At 62.5% G+C, this 19,589-nt stretch carries 19 protein-coding genes; 13 read left to right on the top strand and 6 right to left on the bottom strand.

The annotated features are described in order from the left end of the window. Positions 1-385: 385 nt before the first annotated feature. The 3 genes from ACVWYU_RS17130 to ACVWYU_RS17140 are packed head-to-tail and all read right to left on the bottom strand — an operon-like array spanning position 386 to position 2,971. On the bottom strand, positions 386-1,435 hold the full coding sequence (locus ACVWYU_RS17130; RefSeq protein ID WP_090317241.1) for an alkene reductase: 1,050 nt from the start codon (positions 1,433-1,435) through the stop codon (positions 386-388). Between the two features lie 30 nt (positions 1,436-1,465). Further along, a complete protein-coding gene (locus ACVWYU_RS17135; protein ID WP_457373234.1) occupies positions 1,466-2,632 on the bottom strand; it encodes an MFS transporter in 1,167 nt (388 codons plus the stop codon). Positions 2,633-2,668: 36 nt separating this feature from the next. Next, entirely contained in the window at positions 2,669-2,971 is a 303-nt protein-coding gene (locus tag ACVWYU_RS17140) for an ArsR/SmtB family transcription factor (protein WP_090317247.1), read from the bottom strand. 169 nt (positions 2,972-3,140) lie between these two features. On the opposite strand from ACVWYU_RS17140, the gene ACVWYU_RS17145 reads away from it, so the two are divergent. Then, positions 3,141-3,719, top strand: coding sequence for an acyl carrier protein phosphodiesterase (locus tag ACVWYU_RS17145; RefSeq protein ID WP_457373235.1), 579 nt, complete (start codon positions 3,141-3,143; stop codon positions 3,717-3,719). A gap of 107 nt (positions 3,720-3,826) precedes the next feature. Here the strand turns inward: ACVWYU_RS17145 and ACVWYU_RS17150 are convergent, their stop codons facing one another. Together ACVWYU_RS17150 and olsB are read right to left on the bottom strand one after the other, a co-directional pair. Then, on the bottom strand, positions 3,827-4,618 hold the full coding sequence (locus ACVWYU_RS17150; RefSeq protein WP_457373236.1) for a lysophospholipid acyltransferase family protein: 792 nt from the start codon (positions 4,616-4,618) through the stop codon (positions 3,827-3,829). Beyond that, positions 4,618-5,373: an L-ornithine N(alpha)-acyltransferase gene (olsB, locus tag ACVWYU_RS17155; RefSeq protein ID WP_457373237.1), complete on the bottom strand. Its 756-nt coding sequence runs from the start codon at positions 5,371-5,373 to the stop codon at positions 4,618-4,620. Before olsB ends, ACVWYU_RS17150 begins: the two co-directional genes overlap by 1 nt. Positions 5,374-5,527: 154 nt before the next feature. Here olsB and ACVWYU_RS17160 point away from each other — a divergent pair, with 154 nt between their 5' ends. The 9 genes from ACVWYU_RS17160 to ACVWYU_RS17200 all read left to right on the top strand — a co-directional run bounded on the left by ACVWYU_RS17160 (position 5,528) and on the right by ACVWYU_RS17200 (position 14,851). After that, a complete protein-coding gene (locus ACVWYU_RS17160; RefSeq protein WP_457373238.1) occupies positions 5,528-6,406 on the top strand; it encodes an acyl-CoA dehydrogenase in 879 nt (292 codons plus the stop codon). A gap of 157 nt (positions 6,407-6,563) precedes the next feature. Continuing rightward, entirely contained in the window at positions 6,564-7,658 is a 1,095-nt protein-coding gene (locus tag ACVWYU_RS17165; protein ID WP_457373239.1) for a serine hydrolase domain-containing protein, read from the top strand. Next, the gene (locus ACVWYU_RS17170; RefSeq protein ID WP_390959183.1) at positions 7,655-7,984 is read left to right on the top strand and encodes an amidase; all 330 of its coding nucleotides are present in this window, start codon (positions 7,655-7,657) and stop codon (positions 7,982-7,984) included. The genes ACVWYU_RS17165 and ACVWYU_RS17170 overlap by 4 nt, the downstream gene beginning before the upstream one ends. 148 nt (positions 7,985-8,132) lie before the next feature. After that, positions 8,133-9,308 (top strand): M20 aminoacylase family protein, encoded by a 1,176-nt coding sequence (locus ACVWYU_RS17175; RefSeq protein ID WP_457373240.1) that lies wholly within the window; start codon positions 8,133-8,135, stop codon positions 9,306-9,308. 81 nt (positions 9,309-9,389) lie between these two features. After that, positions 9,390-10,700 (top strand): citrate-proton symporter, encoded by a 1,311-nt coding sequence (locus ACVWYU_RS17180; RefSeq protein ID WP_248915713.1) that lies wholly within the window; start codon positions 9,390-9,392, stop codon positions 10,698-10,700. Continuing rightward, positions 10,694-12,145, top strand: coding sequence for an amidase (locus tag ACVWYU_RS17185; protein ID WP_457373284.1), 1,452 nt, complete (start codon positions 10,694-10,696; stop codon positions 12,143-12,145). The genes ACVWYU_RS17180 and ACVWYU_RS17185 overlap by 7 nt, the downstream gene beginning before the upstream one ends. 83 nt (positions 12,146-12,228) lie before the next feature. Then, the gene (locus tag ACVWYU_RS17190) at positions 12,229-12,999 is read left to right on the top strand and encodes an IclR family transcriptional regulator (protein WP_457373241.1); all 771 of its coding nucleotides are present in this window, start codon (positions 12,229-12,231) and stop codon (positions 12,997-12,999) included. A 102-nt stretch (positions 13,000-13,101) separates the two neighbouring features. Further along, positions 13,102-13,692, top strand: a complete 591-nt coding sequence (locus ACVWYU_RS17195) for a YceI family protein (RefSeq protein ID WP_090317274.1) — start codon at positions 13,102-13,104, stop codon at positions 13,690-13,692. 1 nt (position 13,693) lies between these two features. After that, positions 13,694-14,851, top strand: coding sequence for a phospholipase D-like domain-containing protein (locus ACVWYU_RS17200; protein ID WP_247254779.1), 1,158 nt, complete (start codon positions 13,694-13,696; stop codon positions 14,849-14,851). Between the two features lie 71 nt (positions 14,852-14,922). Here ACVWYU_RS17200 and bglX read toward each other — a convergent pair whose 3' ends face one another. Continuing rightward, on the bottom strand, positions 14,923-17,214 hold the full coding sequence (bglX, locus tag ACVWYU_RS17205; RefSeq protein ID WP_248915716.1) for a beta-glucosidase BglX: 2,292 nt from the start codon (positions 17,212-17,214) through the stop codon (positions 14,923-14,925). A 263-nt stretch (positions 17,215-17,477) separates the two neighbouring features. Here bglX and ACVWYU_RS17210 point away from each other — a divergent pair, with 263 nt between their 5' ends. From ACVWYU_RS17210 to ACVWYU_RS17220, 3 genes are read left to right on the top strand one after another with little or no spacing between them, the layout of a single operon-like run. Continuing rightward, positions 17,478-18,083: a LemA family protein gene (locus tag ACVWYU_RS17210; RefSeq protein WP_090318367.1), complete on the top strand. Its 606-nt coding sequence runs from the start codon at positions 17,478-17,480 to the stop codon at positions 18,081-18,083. 58 nt (positions 18,084-18,141) lie between these two features. After that, positions 18,142-18,894 (top strand): TPM domain-containing protein, encoded by a 753-nt coding sequence (locus ACVWYU_RS17215; RefSeq protein ID WP_090317282.1) that lies wholly within the window; start codon positions 18,142-18,144, stop codon positions 18,892-18,894. A gap of 32 nt (positions 18,895-18,926) precedes the next feature. Next, a complete protein-coding gene (locus tag ACVWYU_RS17220; RefSeq protein WP_090317285.1) occupies positions 18,927-19,544 on the top strand; it encodes a TPM domain-containing protein in 618 nt (205 codons plus the stop codon). The last annotated feature ends 45 nt before the right edge of the window (positions 19,545-19,589 follow it).

Here is a 19,589-nt window from a genome sequence, read left to right on the forward strand (position 1 = left end):
GACACAGAATTGCAGCCGCAATACGACTGCGCTCATGTTGGGCACGTTGTTGCAATTTGCTCGACGGGTTTCCAAGCCCGATCGCTGAATGGGTCAGCGACGTCCGGAGACTATCCCGTCAAAGAAAAACGCAACAAGGCATCAAAGTGCCCAAACGCAAGATTCGGAGTTTGCCTACAAGGTCCTACGGCGTCATCCGGTAATGCGTCTTCGTAATTAAACGAAACCAAACAAAAGACGCTCTGGCGCAAGAGGGGGGCAGCGGCAAGGTGTCCGCTGTCCTGGGACTGAGGACACCTTGAGCATCCCGGTCGGGTCGCTGTCAAGGGCAACAAAAAGCCCCAACTCTTACAAGTCGGGGCTTTTGCGTTTCAGGCGCTCAGGCTTACAGCGTCGGGTAGTCGATGTATCCCACCGGGCCTTTGCCGTAGAAGGTTTCCGGATGAGCCTCGTTCAGCGGCGCATCGGCCTTCAGGCGTGCTGGCAGGTCCGGGTTGGCAATGAACGGTACGCCGAAAGCGACGGCGTCCGCCTTGCCGGCGGCCAGCCAGGCGTTGGCGCTGTCCTTGGTGAAGCGTTCGTTGATGATGTACGGGCCGCCGAAGGCTTCCTTGATTTGTGGGCCCAAGCTGTCGGCACCTTCTTTCTCGCGCGAGCAGATAAAGGCGATGCCGCGCTTGCCCAGTTCACGGGCCACGTAGGTGAAGGTCTCGGCCAGGTTGTCGTCGCCCATGTCATGGGAGTCGGCACGTGGCGACAGGTGCACACCCACACGGCCTGCGCCCCAGACTTCGATGGCGGCGTCGGTCACTTCCAGCAACAGGCGTGCACGGTTTTCCAGGGAGCCGCCGTAGATGTCGGTGCGCTGGTTGGTGCTGCTTTGCAGGAACTGGTCGAGCAGGTAGCCGTTGGCGCCGTGGATTTCCACGCCGTCGAAACCGGCGGCCTTGGCGTTCTCGGCACCGACGCGGTAGGCGTCGACGATGTCGGCGATTTCAGCGGTTTCCAGGGCGCGCGGGGTCGGGTAGTCGGACAACGGGCGAACCAGGCTGACGTGGCCCTTAGGCTGGATGGCGCTCGGTGCGACCGGTTTTTCGCCGTTCAGGTACGACTCATGGGAGACCCGGCCGACGTGCCACAGTTGCAGGAAGATCTTGCCGCCCGCGCCGTGGATGGCCTTGGTGACGTTGGTCCAGCCGCGTACCTGGTCGTTGGACCAGATGCCCGGGGTGTCCGGGTAACCGACGCCCATCGGCGTGACCGAGGTGGCCTCGCTGAGGATCAGGCCGGCGGAGGCGCGTTGTACGTAGTACTCGGCCATCAGCGCGTTCGGCACACGGCCTTCGTCGGCGCGGCAGCGGGTCAACGGGGCCATGATGATGCGGTTGGACAGCTCGAGGTCGCCCAGTTTGATCGGATCGAAAATAGTCGTCATTCGTTAAAACCCTCGTGAGGTAATGGTCAATCAGTTAGTCGCAGGAGCCAGTTCGGGATTGCCGCTCTGGCGGAAAGTGATCAGGGTTGCCAGCAGGGCGAGTACCGCCAGTGCCGCGGCGGCGAGTGGCACGCTGGTCAGGCCGAAACCATGGGCAATCACGCTGCCGCCCACCCAGGCGCCGAGGGCGTTGCCGACGTTGAACGCGCCGATGTTCAGGGTCGACACCAGGTTCGGCGCGGCCTGGCCGTAGGTCACCACGTTGACTTGCAGGGCCGGCACGGCGGCGAAACAGGCGGTGGCCCAGAGGAACAGGGTGATTTCGGTGGGGATCAGCGCCACGCTGGTCCAGGTCAGCACGGTGGAGACCACGGCCATGGCGATGAAGACGCCGATCAGCGTCGCGGCCAGGCCTTTGTCCGCCAGCTTGCCGCCAATGATGTTGCCGACGGTCAGGCCCAGGCCGATGAGCATCAGGCTCCAGGTCACACCATGGGGCGAGACGCCGGTGACTTCGCCCAGCAACGGTGCGACGTAGGTAAACAGGGTGAACACCGAGGCGGCGAACAGCACGGTCATGCTCAGGGACAACCAGATGCCGGCGCCTTTGAGGGCGCGCAGTTCGGCGCGCATGTCGAGTTTTTCTTCATCGCGCTTGGCCGGCAGGAAACGGATCAGGCCGATCAGCGCGATCACACCGATCACCGTCACCGCCCAGAAGGTCGAGCGCCAGCCGGCTTCCTGGCCGAGCGCGGTGCCCAGTGGCACGCCGAGGACGTTGGCCAGGGTCAGGCCGGTGAACATCAGGGCCACGGCCGATGCGCGTTTGTTCGCCGGCACCAGGCCCGCCGCGACCACCGAGCCAATCCCGAAGAAGGCACCGTGGCACAGGGCTGTCACCACACGGGCGAGCATCAGCACGTTGTAGTCACTGGCCACCGCACACAGCAGGTTGCCGATAATGAAGATGCCCATCAACGCCACCAGCGCAGCTTTGCGTGGCAGTTTCGCAGTGGCCAGCGCCATGAACGGCGCACCGATGGCCACGCCCAGGGCGTAACCGGTCACCAGCCAGCCGGCGCCAGGAATCGATACACCAAGGTCGGCCGCCACGTTGGGCAGCAAGCCCATGATGACGAACTCCGTGGTGCCGATGGCGAAGGCGCTCAAGGCCAGGATGAGTAGCGAGAGGGGCATTGGTTTAATTCCTTTTCGGCTGGCTGACGTTAAGGGTCAGAGCTCTTTGCTGAAGGTTTTGAGGAACTCCTGGATGGTTTCCTCGTTGCGCTTGAAAAAATGCCACTGGCCGACTTTGCGGCTGCTGATCAGGCCGGCGCGTTGCAGCGTCGCCAGGTGCGCAGACACCGTGGACTGCGACAAACCGCAACGTTGATCAATCTGCCCGGCGCAAACGCCGTGCTCGTTGCTGTGGGACTGGTCTGGAAATTCGACGTCCGGGTCTTTGAGCCAGTGCAGGATTTCTCGCCGTACCGGGTGCGCCAGGGCTTTTATTATTTCGTCGAGATTGAGGGTCATGGGTGTGGGCTCGTGATGATTAAAACGCTATATCGCGATGGGGCGAACTTTAAATCGGTATTTCGCGATATACAAATATGATTTGGCTCTGACCAGCTCACATTTCGGTATATCGAGTTATAACGATACGTTGATGTGTAGATACAAGGGGCAGTGCTAAGCTGCGCCCATGAACTATCTCGCACATCTTCACCTCGGTGGCCAGCGTCCCGGTCAACTGCTCGGCAGTCTGTATGGCGATTTCGTCAAGGGACGGCTGCAAGGGCAGTTCGATCCGGAGATCGAAGCGGCCATCCAGCTGCATCGCAGCATCGACGTGTTCACCGATCGTCACCCGTTGGTGGACGCTTCGTTGTCGCGCTTTTCCCTGACACGCAGGCGCTATGCCGGCATCGTTCTCGACGTTTTTTTCGACCACTGCCTGGCGCGGGACTGGGCGCAGTACGCCGATCAGCCGTTGGCGCATTTCACTTCCGACGTGTACCGGGTGTTGTCCAGTGAGCGGCAGTTGCCCGAACGGCTGGCGAAAATCGCACCGCACATGGTGGCCAATGACTGGTTGGGGTCTTACCGGGAGTTTGAGGTGTTGGAGCAGGTGCTGCGCGGGATTGCCCGGCGCTTGACCCGGCCCGAGGAACTGGCCGCCGCGATGCAGGAATTGCGGGTGTTGTACGAGCCGTTAAGCGAGGACTTTCGGTTGTTCTATCCGCAGCTTCAGGATTTTGCGCAGAGCCATCCAACGACATAGATCACTGTGGGAGCTGGCTTGCCAGCGATAAGTCCGGATCATCCAACATCTACATTGGCTGACCCACCGCTATCGCTGGCAAGCCAGCTCCCACAGGGGGGATGTGTTCAGGCTGCGATGGCAGGGCGCAATGGGACTTGCTTTTTTTCCGGAATCGCCCCAAACAACACCTTCTGCACCGCCTGCTGCGCCTCGAACGCCAGTGCGGCGCGTTCGCGACCTTCGCAAGCGATCGGCTTGAGCAGATGAATTTCCACCTGGCCCCGATCGTTGGCAAACAGGCGCATCAGGTGCGAGAGCAAATCATCGTCGCCAATGAACGGGGCCAGCAGGCAAGGCTCGCCGTCGCGCACATAACGAATCGCCACCGGTTGCAGCGCGACTTCAGAATCGATGGCCGCCGACAACAAACGGCCATGAAAGGTACGCAGCGAACGGCCATCGGTGGTGGTGCCTTCCGGGAACATCAGCAGCGGGTGCGCCTGCTCCAGGTGGCGAGTCATTTGTTTGCGGATCAACTGGCTGTCGCCCGAGCCGCGACGGATAAACAGGCTGCCGGCCTTGGCCGCGAGCCAGCCCGCCACCGGCCAGGTGCGCACTTCGGCCTTGGACAGGAACGACATCGGCGTGAGCATTCCCAACAATGGAATGTCAGTCCAGGACACATGGTTGCTGACCCAGAGCATCGAGGTCTTCGGCAGTTCACCCTTGATCGTCACGTCGAAGGGCAGGGCATTGCTCAGGCGCGCCATGAAAAAGCGCGACCAGCGTTGGCGACGCTCCATCGAATGGGCCATGCCCAGGCGTTCGAATACGCCGAAGACGGTGGCCATGCCCAGGCCAAGCGCGACCACCAGCAGCACCCGCGCGATTCGCGCGTACACGCGCAACCGACGCATCACACAGCCGCCTTGAAGTGTTTGGCGTAACGCGGGCAAAGCTCGTCGCGCTTGAGCAGGATAAACACGTCGGCGACCTGGAAGTCTTCGTCCCAGCACGGTTCGCCGCAGATTTTCGCGCCCAGACGCATGTAGGCCTTGAGCAGCGGCGGCATTTCGGCGATCACGTTCGATGGAATATCCAGGGTCGGCAGCGGCTTCTTTGGCTCGGCCCGCAGGTGTTCGGTGCACAGGTAGCGTTCGCGCAGGCGCTGCATGATCGCGTGGGCCTGGACCCCGCCGTCCTGCATCGGAATGCTCGCGCAACCCATCAAGTAGCTGTAGCCACCCTGGTTCAGCACTTCGGCCAGCTCGCCCCAGAGCACGGCGATGGTGCCGCCGTTGCGGTAGGCCGGGTCGACGCAGGTACGGCCGATTTCCAGGATCGGGCCTTGCAGATGGACCAGGCCGTGCAGGCTGAATTCTTCTTCGCTGTAAAACCTGCCCAGGCTGCTGGCGGCGGTGTGATCGAGCAATCGAGTGGTGGCCACCAGGCGCCCGGTGTTGAGGTCACGCACGCCGATGTGGGCGCAGTGAACATCGTAGTCGTCCATGTCCAGACCCCGTTCCGCGCCCTTGAGTTTGGCGTTGAATTCGCCGCTGAACACGTTGAAGCGCAAGGCTTGGGCTTCCTGCAAGGCCTCGGCGCCCACCAGGCGTTCGGCTTGCAGGCGGCGTTCGTTGCCGGTGTCGCTGATGCGGGCGATCTGAGTCATGGCGAATCTCCGTGCGGGCTGTTCACTCGTCTTTGGGTGCAGCCGATCGACTTTCTTTATGCAGCCGTGTTGTGCAAAGTCAGGCTATGTAGCGCCGGTGTCATCGCCGTTAAGCTTTGGTGATGCTTATATGACAGCCCACAAGGAGCCCCTTATGCCCTGGCAACACCTGTTGATTCGCCGAGAACGCCTGCCCGCCAATTCGGATCTGGGTGAGGGCTACGCGACCTTGTTGCACCACTTGGGCACGGTCACGCCCTTTGATTTGGCGGTGGCGGGGGGGCGGATGATGGCGACGCCGGGGCTGGCATTTCTGGTGGGGTATCAAGCGGCGTTGCGCATGTTGTGGCCGAGCGCGCCTTTGAGCCTCGGTGCGTTGTGCGCCACTGAGCAACGCAGCCTGCGGGTGGCGGACATGCAGACCCGCCTGCACGACTTGCGCTTGAGCGGGCGCAAGGATTTTGTCACCGCTGGCGATGCCGCCGACTGGCTGTTGATCGCTGCGCGCAGCGAGGCGCCGGGCGACGATCCGTGCCTGAGCCTGGGGGTGGTCTATCCCGATGAGCCGGGCGTGCGCGTGGAAAAGCTGGCTCCGATCCCGTTGATGCCGGACATCAGCCATGGCCGGGTGTTTCTGGACAACGCTTTGTGCGAATTGCTGGCCGGGGACGGTTGGGACGCTTACGTCAAACCGTTCCGTACCCTGGAAGACATTTATGTGTTGAGCGCCATGACGGCGTGGCTGTATGGCGTCGGCCAGGACAGCGATTGGCCGCAAGCCCTGCAACTACGTCTGCTGGCGCTGCTGGCCGGGTGCGCGGAAGTCAGCCGCCAGGCACCGAACAACCCGTGCGGGCATGTATTGCTCGGTGGGCTGTTTGCGCAGTTCGAAGGGCTCAAGGGCGAAATCAATCAAGCGCTGGCCGAAGGGCCGCCGCAGTGGGCGGTGATGTGGCAGCGTGATCAAGCGGTGATGGATCTGGCGGCGGGGGCACGGGGCAAGCGATTGGCCAAGGCGTTGGCGGCGATTTGACTGGCCCCTTCGCGAGCAGGCTGGCTCCCACTTTTTCAAGCGCATTGCCCTATGGGAGCGAGCTGGCTCGCGATAGCCATCTTTCCGGCAATACAATTTTCAAAACTGTCATCAACCTCAACTAGGCTCAGAAGGTTAATCCCCACGAGCACCCGCCATGCCCAAAGGCCTGCCGTTGTTTGTTGTGCTGCTGTTCAGTCTCGCGGCCCACGCTGAAAACTGGCCTGGCGAGCAATGGTCATCGGGTCCGAGCATCACCGGGCCGGCACTTCGGGCGTTTGAGGGGTACGCCTTCCCACCGCGCAACGACACCACTCGCCGAGGCATCCGCACCGATGCCTTGCTGGTGGTCCGCGACGGTCAGTTGATCTTCGAGCGCTACGCTGGCCCGACCACCGCCACAACGCCACACCTGACCTGGTCCATCAGCAAGAGCCTGCTGGCCACGGTGCTGGGCGTGGCCTACGGCGAAGGCCGGTTCAATCTGCAGGACCCGGTGGCGAAGTTCTATCCGCCACTGAAAAAATACCCAGGCATGACCATGGCCGACCTGCTGCACTGGGCCTCGGGCCTTGACTGGCAGGAAAACTACGAATACGCACCATTGAAATCCTCGGTGGTGGCGATGCTCTACACCCGGGGGCACCGCGACATGGCGGCGTTTACTGTCGATCAGGATGCGTACGCCGCACCGGGTCAGGTGTTTCGTTACTCCAGCGGTGATAGCGGTCTGTTATCCGCTGCGTTGAAGGGCATCGTCGGCCCGGCCCGCTATGCGGACTATCCGTGGACCGCGCTGTTTGAACCCCTGGGCATTCACCATGCCACCTGGGAAACCGATGCCGCGGGCACCTTCGTCGCCTCGTCTTACGCCTACCTCACCGCGCGGGATCTGGCGCGGATCGGTCTGTTGATGGCCCGTGACGGCCGCTGGGGCGAGCGCCAATTGCTGCCCAAGGATTGGGTCACTTTCAACCTCGAACCCTTTGCCCGTTATCACGCCAACCAGGATGACGCCGTGCCCGGCGGCCACTGGTGGCTCAACCGCGCCGTGGAGGGCGCGCCCCGGCCCTGGCCCGACGCACCCGCGGACACCTATGCCGCGCTTGGACACTGGGGACAGGCGCTGTATGTGATCCCCAGCGAAAACCTGGTGATCGTGCGCTACGGCGATGACCGCGACGACAGTTACCAACACAACCAGTTACTCAAGCTCGCGCTCAAGGCCTTTGGCGGGAAGGTGCAGCCATGAACCGTCGCAGCTTCGTGCGTCGCCGACCGTTCAGCACCTTGCTGTTGATTCTGCTGATCGTCCTGTGCGGCTGGGGCTGGCGTGAGCGGGTGGCACTGGAGGCGTTCCCGGACATCATCAGCGCCTACACCGCCAAGGAATATTGCTCGTGCCGCTACGTGATGAACAATGGCGCCGAGTACTGCCGTGGCTACGTGAAACAGTGGGTGCCCATCAGCGGCTTTACCGATGACGCCGCCAGCAAAAGCGTCACCGTCAGCGGTTTGGGGCGCAGCAACAGCGCCGTGTGGATCGGCGAGCGCCAGGGTTGCCGCTTGAACCCCTGACCGACAGGTTCCATCTGGTGGAACCACATTCGATTGTCCTCGCGCGCGACTCGCGGTTATCTGGCGGTGAGCGCGACCTGCCTTGATGTGTCGCGAAATCACAGCGAACAAAAAGAACGGGAATACACCCGGCCCGAGGACAATCGTCATGACCCGACATCAGCACATTCTTGCCTGGCTCAGCGACGTGGCCAGCGATCTGCACGCCACCCGCCAGGACATCCACGCCCACCCGGAACTCGGCTTCAAGGAAAACCGCACGTCGGCGCTGGTGGCCCGATCCCTGAAGGAGTGGGGGTACGAGGTGCACACCGGGATCGGCAAGACCGGCGTGGTCGGCGTCCTGCGCAACGGCAGCAGCCCGCGCAAACTCGGCATTCGGGCGGACATGGATGCGCTGCCGATCATCGAGAACACCGGTGCGACTTATTCCAGCCAGCATCAGGGCTGCATGCACGCCTGCGGGCATGACGGCCACACCACGATGTTGCTGGGCGCGGCGCGATACCTGGCGGCAACCCGTCAGTTCGACGGCACCCTGACCCTGATCTTCCAGCCCGCCGAAGAAGGCCAGGGCGGTGCCGAAGCCATGCTCGCCGATGGCTTGCTCGAGCGGTTCCCCTGCGACGCGCTGTTCGGCATGCACAACATGCCGGGCTTGCCGGCCGGACACCTGGGCTTTCGCGAAGGGCCGATGATGGCCTCGCAAGATTTACTGACAGTGACGATCGAAGGCGTCGGCGGCCACGGCTCGATGCCGCATCTGGCGGTCGATCCGCTGGTGGCGGCGGCCAGCGTAGTCATGGCGTTGCAGACCGTGGTGGCACGCAACATCGATGCGCAACAGGCGGTCGTGGTCACGGTCGGGGCATTGCAGGCCGGGGAGGCGGCCAACGTCATTCCGCAGCAAGCGATCCTGCGCCTGAGCCTGCGCGCGCTGAACGCCCAGGTGCGTGAGCAAACCCTGGAGCGGGTGCGAGCGATCATTGAATCCCAGGCCAGGAGTTTCGGTTGCAGTTCGAAGGTCGAACACCGTCCGGCGTATCCGGTGCTGGTCAACCATGCCGCCGAAACCGAGTTCGCCCGGCAAGTGGGCGTCGAGCTGGTCGGTGCTGATGCGGTGGATGGCAACACGCCCAAGCTCATGGGCAGTGAAGACTTTGCCTGGATGCTGCAACGCTGCCCCGGCGCCTACCTGTTCATCGGCAACGGCGTATCGCGGCCGATGGTGCACAACCCTGCCTATGACTTTAACGACGACATCCTGCTGACCGGCGCGGCATATTGGGGCGCGCTGACCGAGCGCTGGCTCAAGCCGGCCTGATTTCCTCTCTTTCTACTGCCGCTGGACCGGGCGCGCGCCGTCGTGCCCGTCATCACCCAACAGGTTTTTGGAGAGTTCCCCATGCAGACTTCGAGCACAGGTGTTTCGCGGACCCGGCAGGTGATCGCCGCCGTGATCGGCAATGCCCTGGAATGGTATGACTTCATCGTTTACGGCTTTCTGGCGAGCATCATCGCCCGGCAGTTTTTCCCGTCCGAGGACGAGTACGCGTCGTTGCTGATGGCCCTGGCGACCTTTGGCGTCGGCTTTTTCATGCGCCCGGTGGGCGGCATTTTGTTGGGCATGTATTCGGATCGCAAAGGCCGCAAGGCGGCGATGCAGATGATCATCCGGCTGATGACGGTCTCCATCGCGCTGATCGCTTTCGCGCCCGATTACGCCGCCATCGGCATGGGCGCGCCGTTGTTGATCGTGGTCGCGCGGATGCTCCAGGGTTTCGCCACCGGCGGCGAGTACGCCAGTGCCACCGCGTTCCTGGTGGAAAGCGCACCGGCACATCGCAAGGGCTTGTATGGCTCGTGGCAGTTGGTCGGGCAATGCCTGGCGGTGTTTGCCGGCGCGGGCATGGTGGCCTTGTTCACCCATCTGCTGAGCCCTGAAGCACTGGACAGCTGGGGCTGGCGGATTCCGTTCATGATCGGCCTGTTGATCGGCCCGGTGGGCCTGTGGATTCGCAAGCACATGGAGGAACCGGAAGAGTTTCTCGAAGCGCGCAAGCAGGCCAAAGGCGAGAGCCCGGGGTTGCTGCACGTGATTCGCGAACACCGTCGCGCCATTCTGGTGTCCATGGGCCTGGCGTGCGGCGCAACGGTGTCGTTCTACGTGGTGCTGGTGAACATGCCGACCTTTGCCCACAAAAACCTCGGCCTGCCGTTGGATCAGGTGCTGCTGGTGCAGATGATTGCAGTCGCCGTGATGACCGTGGTGATTCCGCTGTCCGGCGCATTGTCGGATCGACTTGGCCGCCGCCCGGTGCTGATGGCCTTCACCCTCGCGTTTTTTCTGATGGTGTATCCGCTGTATGTGTGGGTGGCGGCGGCGCCGTCGGTGGAGCGGCTGCTGGTGATGCAGCTGTTGCTGTGCAGCGCGATCGGCGGATTTTTCGGCCCGGCACCGACGGCACTGGCCGAGCAGTTTCCAATCGAAGTGCGTTCCACCGGCGTGTCGGTGGCGTACAACGTCGCGGTCATGGTCTTCGGTGGTTTCGCGCCACTGATCGTCACCTGGCTGAGCAAGGTTCTGGCCACGCCGGTGGCGCCATCCTTCTACGTATTGTTCGCTTGCCTGCTGACGCTGCTGGGTACTTACTGCATGCAGGAGGCGCCGCGTGCAAAGCGATCCGTCGCACTTAACCTTGAGGTGAAATCTTGAGCATCCATCCGATTGTTGAAATGGACGCCGATTCGTTGTCCCGGGCCATTCACGGGCGACAGGTGTCCTGCCGTGAAGTGATGCAGGCGTATCTGGCGCAGATCGAGCGCTTCAATCCGCAGGTCAATGCGCTGGTGTCGCTGCGCCCGGCCGAAGAGTTGCTGGCCGAGGCCGACACCTGCGATCGGCAACTGGATCAGGGGCAATCCCGCGGCTGGATGCACGGCATGCCGCAAGCGATCAAGGACCTGGCGGCCACCGCCGGGTTACGCACCACCATGGGCTCGCCGCTGTTCGCCGAGCAAGTCCCGCAACACGATGCCATCAGCGTGGCGCGGGTTCGCGACAGTGGCGCCATTATTATCGGCAAGACCAACGTGCCGGAGTTCGGCCTTGGTTCGCAGACATACAACACGGTGTACGGCACCACCACCAACGCTTACGACCCGAGCCGGGTGGCCGGTGGCAGCAGCGGCGGGGCGGCGGTGGCACTGGCGTTGCGCATGCTGCCGGTGGCCGATGGCAGCGACATGATGGGCTCGCTGCGCAACCCGGCGGCGTTCAACAACGTGTTCGGTTTTCGCCCGTCCCAGGGGCGCGTGCCCCACGGTCCGCAGCCGGAGGTGTTTGTCCAGCAACTGGCCACCGAAGGGCCGATGGGCCGTACCGTCACCGATGTCGCCCGATTGCTCGGCACCCAGGCCGGGTACGACCCGCGCGTGCCGTTGTCGCTGACGCAGGACCCGGAGATTTTCCATCAGTCCCTGGCGCAGGATTTCAGCGAGGTTCGTGTGGGATGGCTGGGTGACTACAACGGCTACTTGCCGATGGACACCGGCGTGATGAGCCTGTGCGAATCGGCGCTGCAGGATTTCGCGGCGCTGGGTTGCAAGGTCGAAGCCTGCCAGCCGGATTTTTCCATGGAGCGCCTGTGGCAGACCTGGCTGGTACATCGGCACTGGCTGGTGCAGGGCAGTCTCGGCGCGCTGTATGCCGACCCGAAGAAACGCGAGCAACTCAAGCCTGAAGCGCAATGGGAAATCGAGGGTGGGCTGCGTTTGACGGCGGCGGATGTGTATCAGGCATCGGTCGGCCGCAGTGACTGGTACCGCGCCTTGAACGAATTGTTCGAGCGTTACGATTTTCTGTTGCTGCCCACCGCCCAAGTGTTCCCTTTTGATGCACACACCCACTGGCCCCGGGTCGTTGGCGGGCAGAGCATGGACACCTATCACCGCTGGATGGAAGTGGTCATCGGCCCGACCCTGGCCGGCTTGCCGAGCATGAACGTACCGGTGGGCTTCAACCCGGCAGGCTTGCCCATGGGCCTGCAAATCATTGGCCCGGCCCAGGCCGACCGTGCGGTGCTGCAACTGGCTTATGCCCATGAGCAGTTGACCCAGTGGGTCAAGCGTCGCCCGCCCGGTTGTCTGTCAAACGCCTGAGCGCGCCTGACGGGCGCGCATCTTGCTGTACTTTGTAACAAGAGCACACGATCATCCATTCCGGGCAAAGGGAGGTCGAACACATGGACAGCAAGGCAGAAACCGGCAGCGTGCGTTCCGTCGAGCGCGCCCTGGCCATCGTCGAGTTGCTGGGCGAGCATCAGGCGCTGGGTCTGGAGGAGTTGCACTACCTGACCCGCCTGCCCAAGGCCACGGTCTCGCGCATGTTGCTGACGTTGCAGGAGCAGGGCTGGGTCTATCGCGGGCTGAGCGACCGGCGTTATCGCCTGTGCGCCAAGCGCCTGTTTGGCGACAGTCAGCAGCGCTTCAAGCGGCGCCTGGTGGAAAACGCCGCGCCCCTGTTGCTGGAGTTGAGCGAACGTACCGGGCTGGTGGCGGACCTGTCGTGTTTCGACGGCGAACGCGTGGAAGTCATGGAAAGTGCGGTTCCCACGGTGCTGCGCAAGCGCTATCCGAACAACTGCCAGATCGTCGGCCAGCATGCCAGCCTGTTTCATTCGGCCATGGGCCGGGCTTGCCTCGCCGAGTTGCACAGCCATGAAGTGGAGCGTCTGGCCCATCGTGAACGGCTGACCGATGAAAACCTGTTCAGCGCCACGCAGCAGGCCTTGCATCAAGGCTTCGGCCAGCGCACCGAAGGTTATTGGGAATACCCGGTACGCCTGCCGTTTCTGATTCGCGCGGTGGCCTTGCCGATCCATAGCGACGGCCGCCTGGTCGGCAGCATGGCGTTGCACTGGCCGATGGATCAGGCGCCGGTGGAGCGGGTGCTGAGCCTGCACCTCAACAGCCTGGCGGCGACCATCGGCGATGTGCAGCAGGCGATGGCCTGAGTGGAACCTTTGGCTGTTTAACGACTCAAGGCAACACAAAGTTTGCAACCTGTGTCAGGCCGGTTAAGGTTCAGCACAGGTTTATTTGCCCCACGAGTCACTATGTTCAAGCGCTCCATCATCAAAACGCTCACCGTCCTGCTATTGGCCGGCGCTTCGCTGTCGGCCCGGGCCAATTGGTACCTGGACGGCGAATCGTCGCGGCTGTCGTTTGTCAGCACCAAAAACGCCAATGTTTCCGAAGTGCAGCGCTTTCTGGTGTTGCACGGCAAGGTCGATCCCGAAGGGGTGGCGGAGGTGGAGGTCGAGCTTGAATCGATCAACAGCGGCATTCCGTTGCGCGACGAGCGCATGCGCAAGGAACTGTTCGAAATCGACAGGTTTCCCGAAGCGCTGATCACCACCCGGATCGATCTGCGTCCGATCAACGATCTGGCCCCCGGTGCGCAACTCGAACTGCGCTTGCCGCTGACCGTCAATCTGCATGGCAAGCAACACACCTACACCACCGAGCTGCTGGCGACCCGTCTCGATGACCGGCGCTTTCAGGTGGTGACGCTCGAACCGGTGGTGATCAATGCCGAAGACTTCGACCTGGCACCCGGCCTGGAAGCGTTGCGCAAGCTCGCCGGGCTTTCGGCGATCAGCCTGTCGGTGCCCGTGGGTGCCGTGCTGATTTTCGCGGCGCGCTGACATGGCCGGCCCCGTCTTTCCCTGGCGTGAAGGCAATCGCTTCGAACTGCTGATCGATGGCCCGCAGTTTTTCCCGCGCATGCTGGTGGCGATTGCCCGTGCCGAAGAGCAAGTCGAACTGGAGTTGTACCTGGTGGAGGCGGGTGCCTGCGCCGAGGCCATGGTTCAGGCGCTGGTCCAGGCTGCCGAGCGCGGCGTGCGGGTGCGTTGCCTGTTCGATGATTACGGCAGCCTGGCGTTCACCTTGCACCTGCGTCAGCGCTTGATGGCCGCCGGGGTCGAGCTGCGTTTCTACAATCGCCTGAGCTGGCGGCGCTGGGTCGGTAACTTCTACCGCGATCACCGCAAGCTGTTGCTGGTGGACCAGAGCCTGGCGGTGGTCGGCGGCACCGGTGTCACCGATGAGTTCTGGACACCGGGCAAGGACGTCAGCGACTGGCACGAGGTGATGGTGGAAATCACCGGGCCGCTGGTCCTGGACTGGCAGTTGCTGTTCGATCGGCAATGGATCGCCAACCGCCATCGCCGCGCCTGGAAACCCGCCTCGCATTTCGGCCTGCCGCGCCTGCCCCGTGTGCCACCCGTGGGCGAGGGCATGGGCCGGGTCGCCTATGCCGACGCCCGTCAGCATCGGGACATCCTGCATTCGCTGGTTCGTGCCTTGAACAGCGGACAAAAGCAAATCTGGCTCGCCACCCCCTACTTTCTGCCGACCTGGAGGGTCCGGCGGTCATTGCGTCGGGCGGCCGGCCGCGGTGTCGATGTGCGACTGCTGCTGACCGGACCGCGCACCGATCACCCTTCCGTGCGCTATGCCGGGCATCGCTACTACCCGCGCCTGCTCAAGTCCGGGGTGAGGGTTTTCGAGTACCAGCCGTGCTTCCTGCATTTGAAAATGGTCCTGATCGATGACTGGGTGAGCATCGGCTCGTGCAATTTCGATCACTGGAATTTGCGTTTCAATCTGGAGGCCAACCTGGAAGCGCTCGACCCGGGATTGACCCGGGCGGTGACGGCGAGCTTCGAAAACGACTTCGCCCTGAGCCAGGAAGTCAGCCTGGAGTCATGGAAACGCCGACCGCTGTGGCGGCGGGTGAAGCAGAGGGTATGGGGATGGGTGGATCGGCTGGTGGTGAATCTGCTGGATCGGCGGGGATAGGCGCAATCTTTCAAACACCCTGAAACCTCAGTGGGAGCTGGCAAGCCAGCTCCCACAGGGAGTTGTGGGGCTTAGAGCAGCTCAAAACTCTGCTGCGTCACGTCCTGGGAATCCAGGCCGATCTGCACGTTGAATTTGCCCGGTTCCGCCGCGTACTTGAGCTGGGTGTTGAAGAACTTCAGGTCGTCCTCGGTGATGGTGAAGTGCACGACTTTCTGTTCGCCGGCCTTGAGCATCACTTTCTGGAAGTTCTTCAGTTCCTTGATCGGGCGGATCATCGAACCGGCCACGTCCTGGATGTACAACTGCACCACGGTTTCGCCGTCACGCTTGCCGGTGTTCTTGACCGTGACGCTGGCGTCGAGCTTGCCGGTCTTGTTCAGCGTGGTCGACGACAGGGCCATGTCGCTCAGGCTGAAGTCGGTGTAGCTCAGGCCGTAGCCGAACGGGAACAGGGGACCTGTGGTGTCATCGAAGTACTGTGAGGTGTAGTTGCCCGGTTTGCCCGGCGTGAACGGCCGGCCAATGGTCAGGTGGTTGTAGTAGGTCGGGATCTGCCCCACCGAACGCGGGAAGGTGATCGGCAGTTTGCCCGACGGGTTGTAGTCGCCGAACAGTACATCGGCGATGGCGTTGCCGCCTTCGGTGCCGCTGAACCAGGTTTCCAGGATCGCGTCAGCCTGTTCCTTCTCTTCGAGAATCGACAGCGGACGGCCGTTCATCAACACCAGCACCAGCGGTTTGCCGGTGGCTTTCAAGGCACGGATCAGCTCGCGCTGGTTTTCCGGGATGTTGATGTCGGTGCGGCTGGAGGATTCGTGGGACATGCCACGGGACTCACCCACGGCGGCCACCACCACGTCGGCATCCTTGGCGGCCTTGACCGCTTCGTCGATCAGCACATTGGCCGGGCGCGGGTCATTGACCACTTCCGGTGCATCGAAGTTGAGGAAGTTCAGGTAATCGAGGATTTTCTTGTCCTCGGTGATGTTGGCGCCACGGGCGTAGATCAGCGTTGCCTTGTCGGCGACGGCGGCGTTCATGCCGTCGAACAGGGTCACCGATTGCGCAGGTTTGCCGGCGGCGGCCCAGCTGCCCATCATGTCGATCGGCGCCTTGACCAGCGGACCGACCAGCGCGATTTTCGCGGTTTTCTTCAGCGGCAGGGTTTCGTTCTGGTTCTTCAACAACACCAGGCTACGGCGTGCCACATCGCGGGCTTCGGCGCGGTGCAGGCGGCTGTCGGCATAGGTGTCGGCCGGGTCATCCTCGGCCTTGCCGATACGCAGGTACGGGTCCTTGAACAGGCCCATGTCGTACTTGGCGCCCAATACGGCACGCACGGCGTTGTCGATATCGCTTTGCTTGATCTCGCCAGACTTCAACAGCCCCGGCAGCTCTTTGCCGTAGAGGGTGTCGTTCATGCTCATGTGGATGCCGGCCTTGATCGCCAGCTTCGCCGCTTCGCGACCGTCAGCGGCCACGCCGTGCTTGATCAGTTCGAAAATCGCGCCGTGGTCGCTGACCGCCAGGCCCTTGAAGCCCCAGTCCTTGCGCAGCAGGTCGTTCATCAGCCAGGTGTTGGCGGTGGCCGGTACGCCGTTGATCGAGTTCAGCGCGACCATCACCCCGCCGGCGCCGGCATCGATCGCCGCGCGGTAGGGCGGGAGGTAGTCCTGGTACATCTTGACCGGACTCATGTCGACCACGTTGTAGTCGCGACCGCCCTCGACGGCGCCGTACAAGGCGAAGTGCTTGACGCTGGCCATGATGCTGTCGGCGGCGTTCGCGCCGGTGCCCTGGAACGCCTTGACCATCACGCCGGCAATTCGCGAAACCAGATAAGTGTCTTCGCCGAAACCTTCGGACGTACGACCCCAGCGCGGGTCGCGGGAGATGTCGACCATCGGGGCGAAGGTGATATCGAGGCTGTCAGCCGCGGCTTCCTTGGCGGCGATGCGCCCGGACAGGCCGATGGCGTCCATGTCCCAGCTGGAGGCCAGGGCCAGCGGGATCGGGAAAATGGTGCGGTGGCCGTGGATCACGTCATAGGCGAAGAACATCGGGATCTTCAGCCGGCTGCGCATCGCCGCGTCCTGCATCGGACGGTTTTCCGGGCGGGTGATCGAGTTGAACGTACCACCGATGTTGCCGGCTGCAATTTCCTTGCGGATCAGCTCCCGGGGCATTTCCGGGCCGATGCTGATCAGGCGTAACTGGCCGATTTTCTCATCGAGGGTCATTTGCTTCATCAGTTTGCTGATGAAGGCGTCCTTGTTCTCCAGAGGTGCGGGCGTCGTGGCGGCCAATACGTTATGACTGGCCAGGCTGACGAGCAGGCCCAGCAAACACAGCTTCTTCATGAATGTTTTTCTCAAGGGCCCAAACGGCGATGTACACGCCGGCCAGCCAAAATTTAGGGAGCGACTATTGTTGTTCGGGTGCAGACTCAAAACGGGCAGCCGGAAGACGACGATCGAATGCCGAAAGCGTTTTTGCGCAGGGCGTCTTTTTAGCCCATCGGCCCGTTGCAATCCAGAGGCGCGGGCGATTATGCCCCAAGAGCCGGCTCAGGAGGTTTCACGGTGGTTTATTTCATGAAGTGTACAAAGGGAGCATCATCCTGATGAATGTCAGTCCTACCTACCGTTCTCGCCTGCAGGTCGCCACCCTGCTGGTGCTGGCCACATTGCTGACCGCTTGCGGCATCAACAACATCCCGACCCTGGATGAACAGGCCAAGGCCGCCTGGGGTCAGGTGCAGAACCAGTATCAGCGCCGCGCCGACCTGATCCCCAATCTGGTGGAAACCGTCAAGGGCTACGCCAAGCATGAGGAAGCGACCCTGACCGCCGTGATCGAGGCCCGGGCCAAGGCCACGTCGATCCAGGTCGACGCCTCCACCCTGGACAACCCGGAAAAGCTCAAGCAGTACCAACAGGCCCAGGATCAACTCAGTGGCGCCCTGAGCCGGTTGATGGTGGTGTCCGAGCGCTATCCGGACCTCAAGGCCAACCAGAACTTCCTGGCCCTGCAATCGCAACTCGAAGGCACCGAGAACCGCATCGCCGTCGCCCGCCGCGACTTCATTCTCGCGGTGCAGAAGTACAACACCGAAATCCGCACGTTCCCCGGTCGCCTGTGGCACAGCGTGCTGTACAGCAATCTGCCGATTCGCGAGACCTTCGAGGCCACGCCAGGTTCGGAGAAGGCGCCCGAGGTCAAGTTCTGAACACTGAAGGACCCGCCAGCATCACAAGGCGGGTGCGTCATCGCCCAAGAGGTTGCCCATGCGCATCTTGAAAATGGGCCTGGTGCTGTTGCTCTGGGCGTTGTCCCTGGCGGCCCAGGCGCAATTGAAGTTCCCCGAGCTGACCGGGCGGGTGGTGGATAACGCCCAGATGATCGAGCCGGCCGTGCGCGAGCAACTGACCCAGCAACTCCAGGCCCACGAAAAGGCCACCGGCGAGCAGTTGGTGGTGGTCACTCTGGCGAACTTGCAAGGCACCGACATCGCCGACTTCGGTTATCAACTGGGGCGTTATTGGGGCATCGGGCAGAAGGACAAGAACAACGGCGCGCTGCTGATCGTCGCCCGTGACGAGCGCAAACTGCGCATTGAAGTCGGTTACGGCCTGGAAGATCGCCTGACCGATGCGCAGAGTTCGGTGATCATCAATCAGGTCATCACCCCGGCATTCAAGGCCGGTAACTTCAGCAAAGGCATCAGCGACGGGGTGGCCGCCATGTTGGTGGTGTTGGGTGGCAACGCCCTGGACGAGCCATCGACCGTTTATGACTCCAGAGGCGATCCGGGTGACGATTTCGTCTCGCGGCATCCGGGTGTCTTCGTGTTTTTGGTGCTGCTGTTCATCCTGACTGTTTTTGTCTGCCAGATGCTCGGTATCCTGCCCGCCGGCCGCGGTGGTTCGGGCGGCTCGGGAGGCGGTTTCGGCGGTGGAGGTTTTGGCGGCGGTGGAGGCGGTGGCTTCAGCGGCGGCGGGGGCAGTTTCGGGGGCGGTGGTTCGTCGGGCGGCTGGTGATAAAAACAATAGCGAACAGGCATCTTCAAGACATGGCATTACTCACTGAACACGAACAACGCAAAGTGGCCGAAGCCATTGCCCGGGTCGAGCGCGACACCGACGCGGAGCTGGTGACCGTGCTCGCGGCCCGCGCCGACGACTATGCGTACATCCCGCTGCTCTGGGCCAGTCTGCTGGCGCTGGTGGTGCCGGGTATCGTGCATTACCTGACAGGGTGGTTGACCCTGCACAGCCTGCTGCTGGTGCAATGGATCAGTTTCATCGTCCTGTGCCTGGTGTTCCGTCTGCCGAAAATCACCACCCATCTCATTCCGCGCGCGATGCGGCACTGGCGTGCTTCCAACCTGGCGCGGCGGCAGTTCCTGGAGCAAAACCTGCATCACACGGTGGGCCGCACCGGCATGCTGATTTTCGTCTGTGAAGCCGAGCGTTATGTGGAAATCCTGGTGGATGAAGGCATTTCCAGTCGGCTGGACAACAAAAACTGGGACGCGATTGTCGCGACGTTCACCCGGCAGGTACGCCAGGGGCAGACGTTGCAGGGGTTCGTCAGCTGCATCGAAGCATGCGGCGAGCTGCTCAAGGTGCATGTACCGGTCACCCATGTGCGCAATGAGTTGCCGAATCGCCTGGTGATACTGGGCTAGGCCTTTTGATCGGAAACTTTTGTAGCGCTCCCAGGGACAATGCCC

Source organism: Pseudomonas sp. TE12234 (assembly GCF_054061835.1).

Coding starts and splice junctions, on each gene's coding strand:
- ACVWYU_RS17130 (WP_090317241.1), bottom strand. CDS start 1,435: ATGACGACTATTTTCGATCCGATCAAACTGGGCGACCTCGAGCTGTCC.
- ACVWYU_RS17135 (WP_457373234.1), bottom strand. CDS start 2,632: ATGCCCCTCTCGCTACTCATCCTGGCCTTGAGCGCCTTCGCCATCGGC.
- ACVWYU_RS17140 (WP_090317247.1), bottom strand. CDS start 2,971: ATGACCCTCAATCTCGACGAAATAATAAAAGCCCTGGCGCACCCGGTA.
- ACVWYU_RS17145 (WP_457373235.1), top strand. CDS start 3,141: ATGAACTATCTCGCACATCTTCACCTCGGTGGCCAGCGTCCCGGTCAA.
- ACVWYU_RS17150 (WP_457373236.1), bottom strand. CDS start 4,618: ATGCGTCGGTTGCGCGTGTACGCGCGAATCGCGCGGGTGCTGCTGGTG.
- olsB (WP_457373237.1), bottom strand. CDS start 5,373: ATGACTCAGATCGCCCGCATCAGCGACACCGGCAACGAACGCCGCCTG.
- ACVWYU_RS17160 (WP_457373238.1), top strand. CDS start 5,528: ATGCCCTGGCAACACCTGTTGATTCGCCGAGAACGCCTGCCCGCCAAT.
- ACVWYU_RS17165 (WP_457373239.1), top strand. CDS start 6,564: ATGCCCAAAGGCCTGCCGTTGTTTGTTGTGCTGCTGTTCAGTCTCGCG.
- ACVWYU_RS17170 (WP_390959183.1), top strand. CDS start 7,655: ATGAACCGTCGCAGCTTCGTGCGTCGCCGACCGTTCAGCACCTTGCTG.
- ACVWYU_RS17175 (WP_457373240.1), top strand. CDS start 8,133: ATGACCCGACATCAGCACATTCTTGCCTGGCTCAGCGACGTGGCCAGC.
- ACVWYU_RS17180 (WP_248915713.1), top strand. CDS start 9,390: ATGCAGACTTCGAGCACAGGTGTTTCGCGGACCCGGCAGGTGATCGCC.
- ACVWYU_RS17190 (WP_457373241.1), top strand. CDS start 12,229: ATGGACAGCAAGGCAGAAACCGGCAGCGTGCGTTCCGTCGAGCGCGCC.
- ACVWYU_RS17195 (WP_090317274.1), top strand. CDS start 13,102: ATGTTCAAGCGCTCCATCATCAAAACGCTCACCGTCCTGCTATTGGCC.
- ACVWYU_RS17200 (WP_247254779.1), top strand. CDS start 13,694: ATGGCCGGCCCCGTCTTTCCCTGGCGTGAAGGCAATCGCTTCGAACTG.
- bglX (WP_248915716.1), bottom strand. CDS start 17,214: ATGAAGAAGCTGTGTTTGCTGGGCCTGCTCGTCAGCCTGGCCAGTCAT.
- ACVWYU_RS17210 (WP_090318367.1), top strand. CDS start 17,478: ATGAATGTCAGTCCTACCTACCGTTCTCGCCTGCAGGTCGCCACCCTG.
- ACVWYU_RS17215 (WP_090317282.1), top strand. CDS start 18,142: ATGCGCATCTTGAAAATGGGCCTGGTGCTGTTGCTCTGGGCGTTGTCC.
- ACVWYU_RS17220 (WP_090317285.1), top strand. CDS start 18,927: ATGGCATTACTCACTGAACACGAACAACGCAAAGTGGCCGAAGCCATT.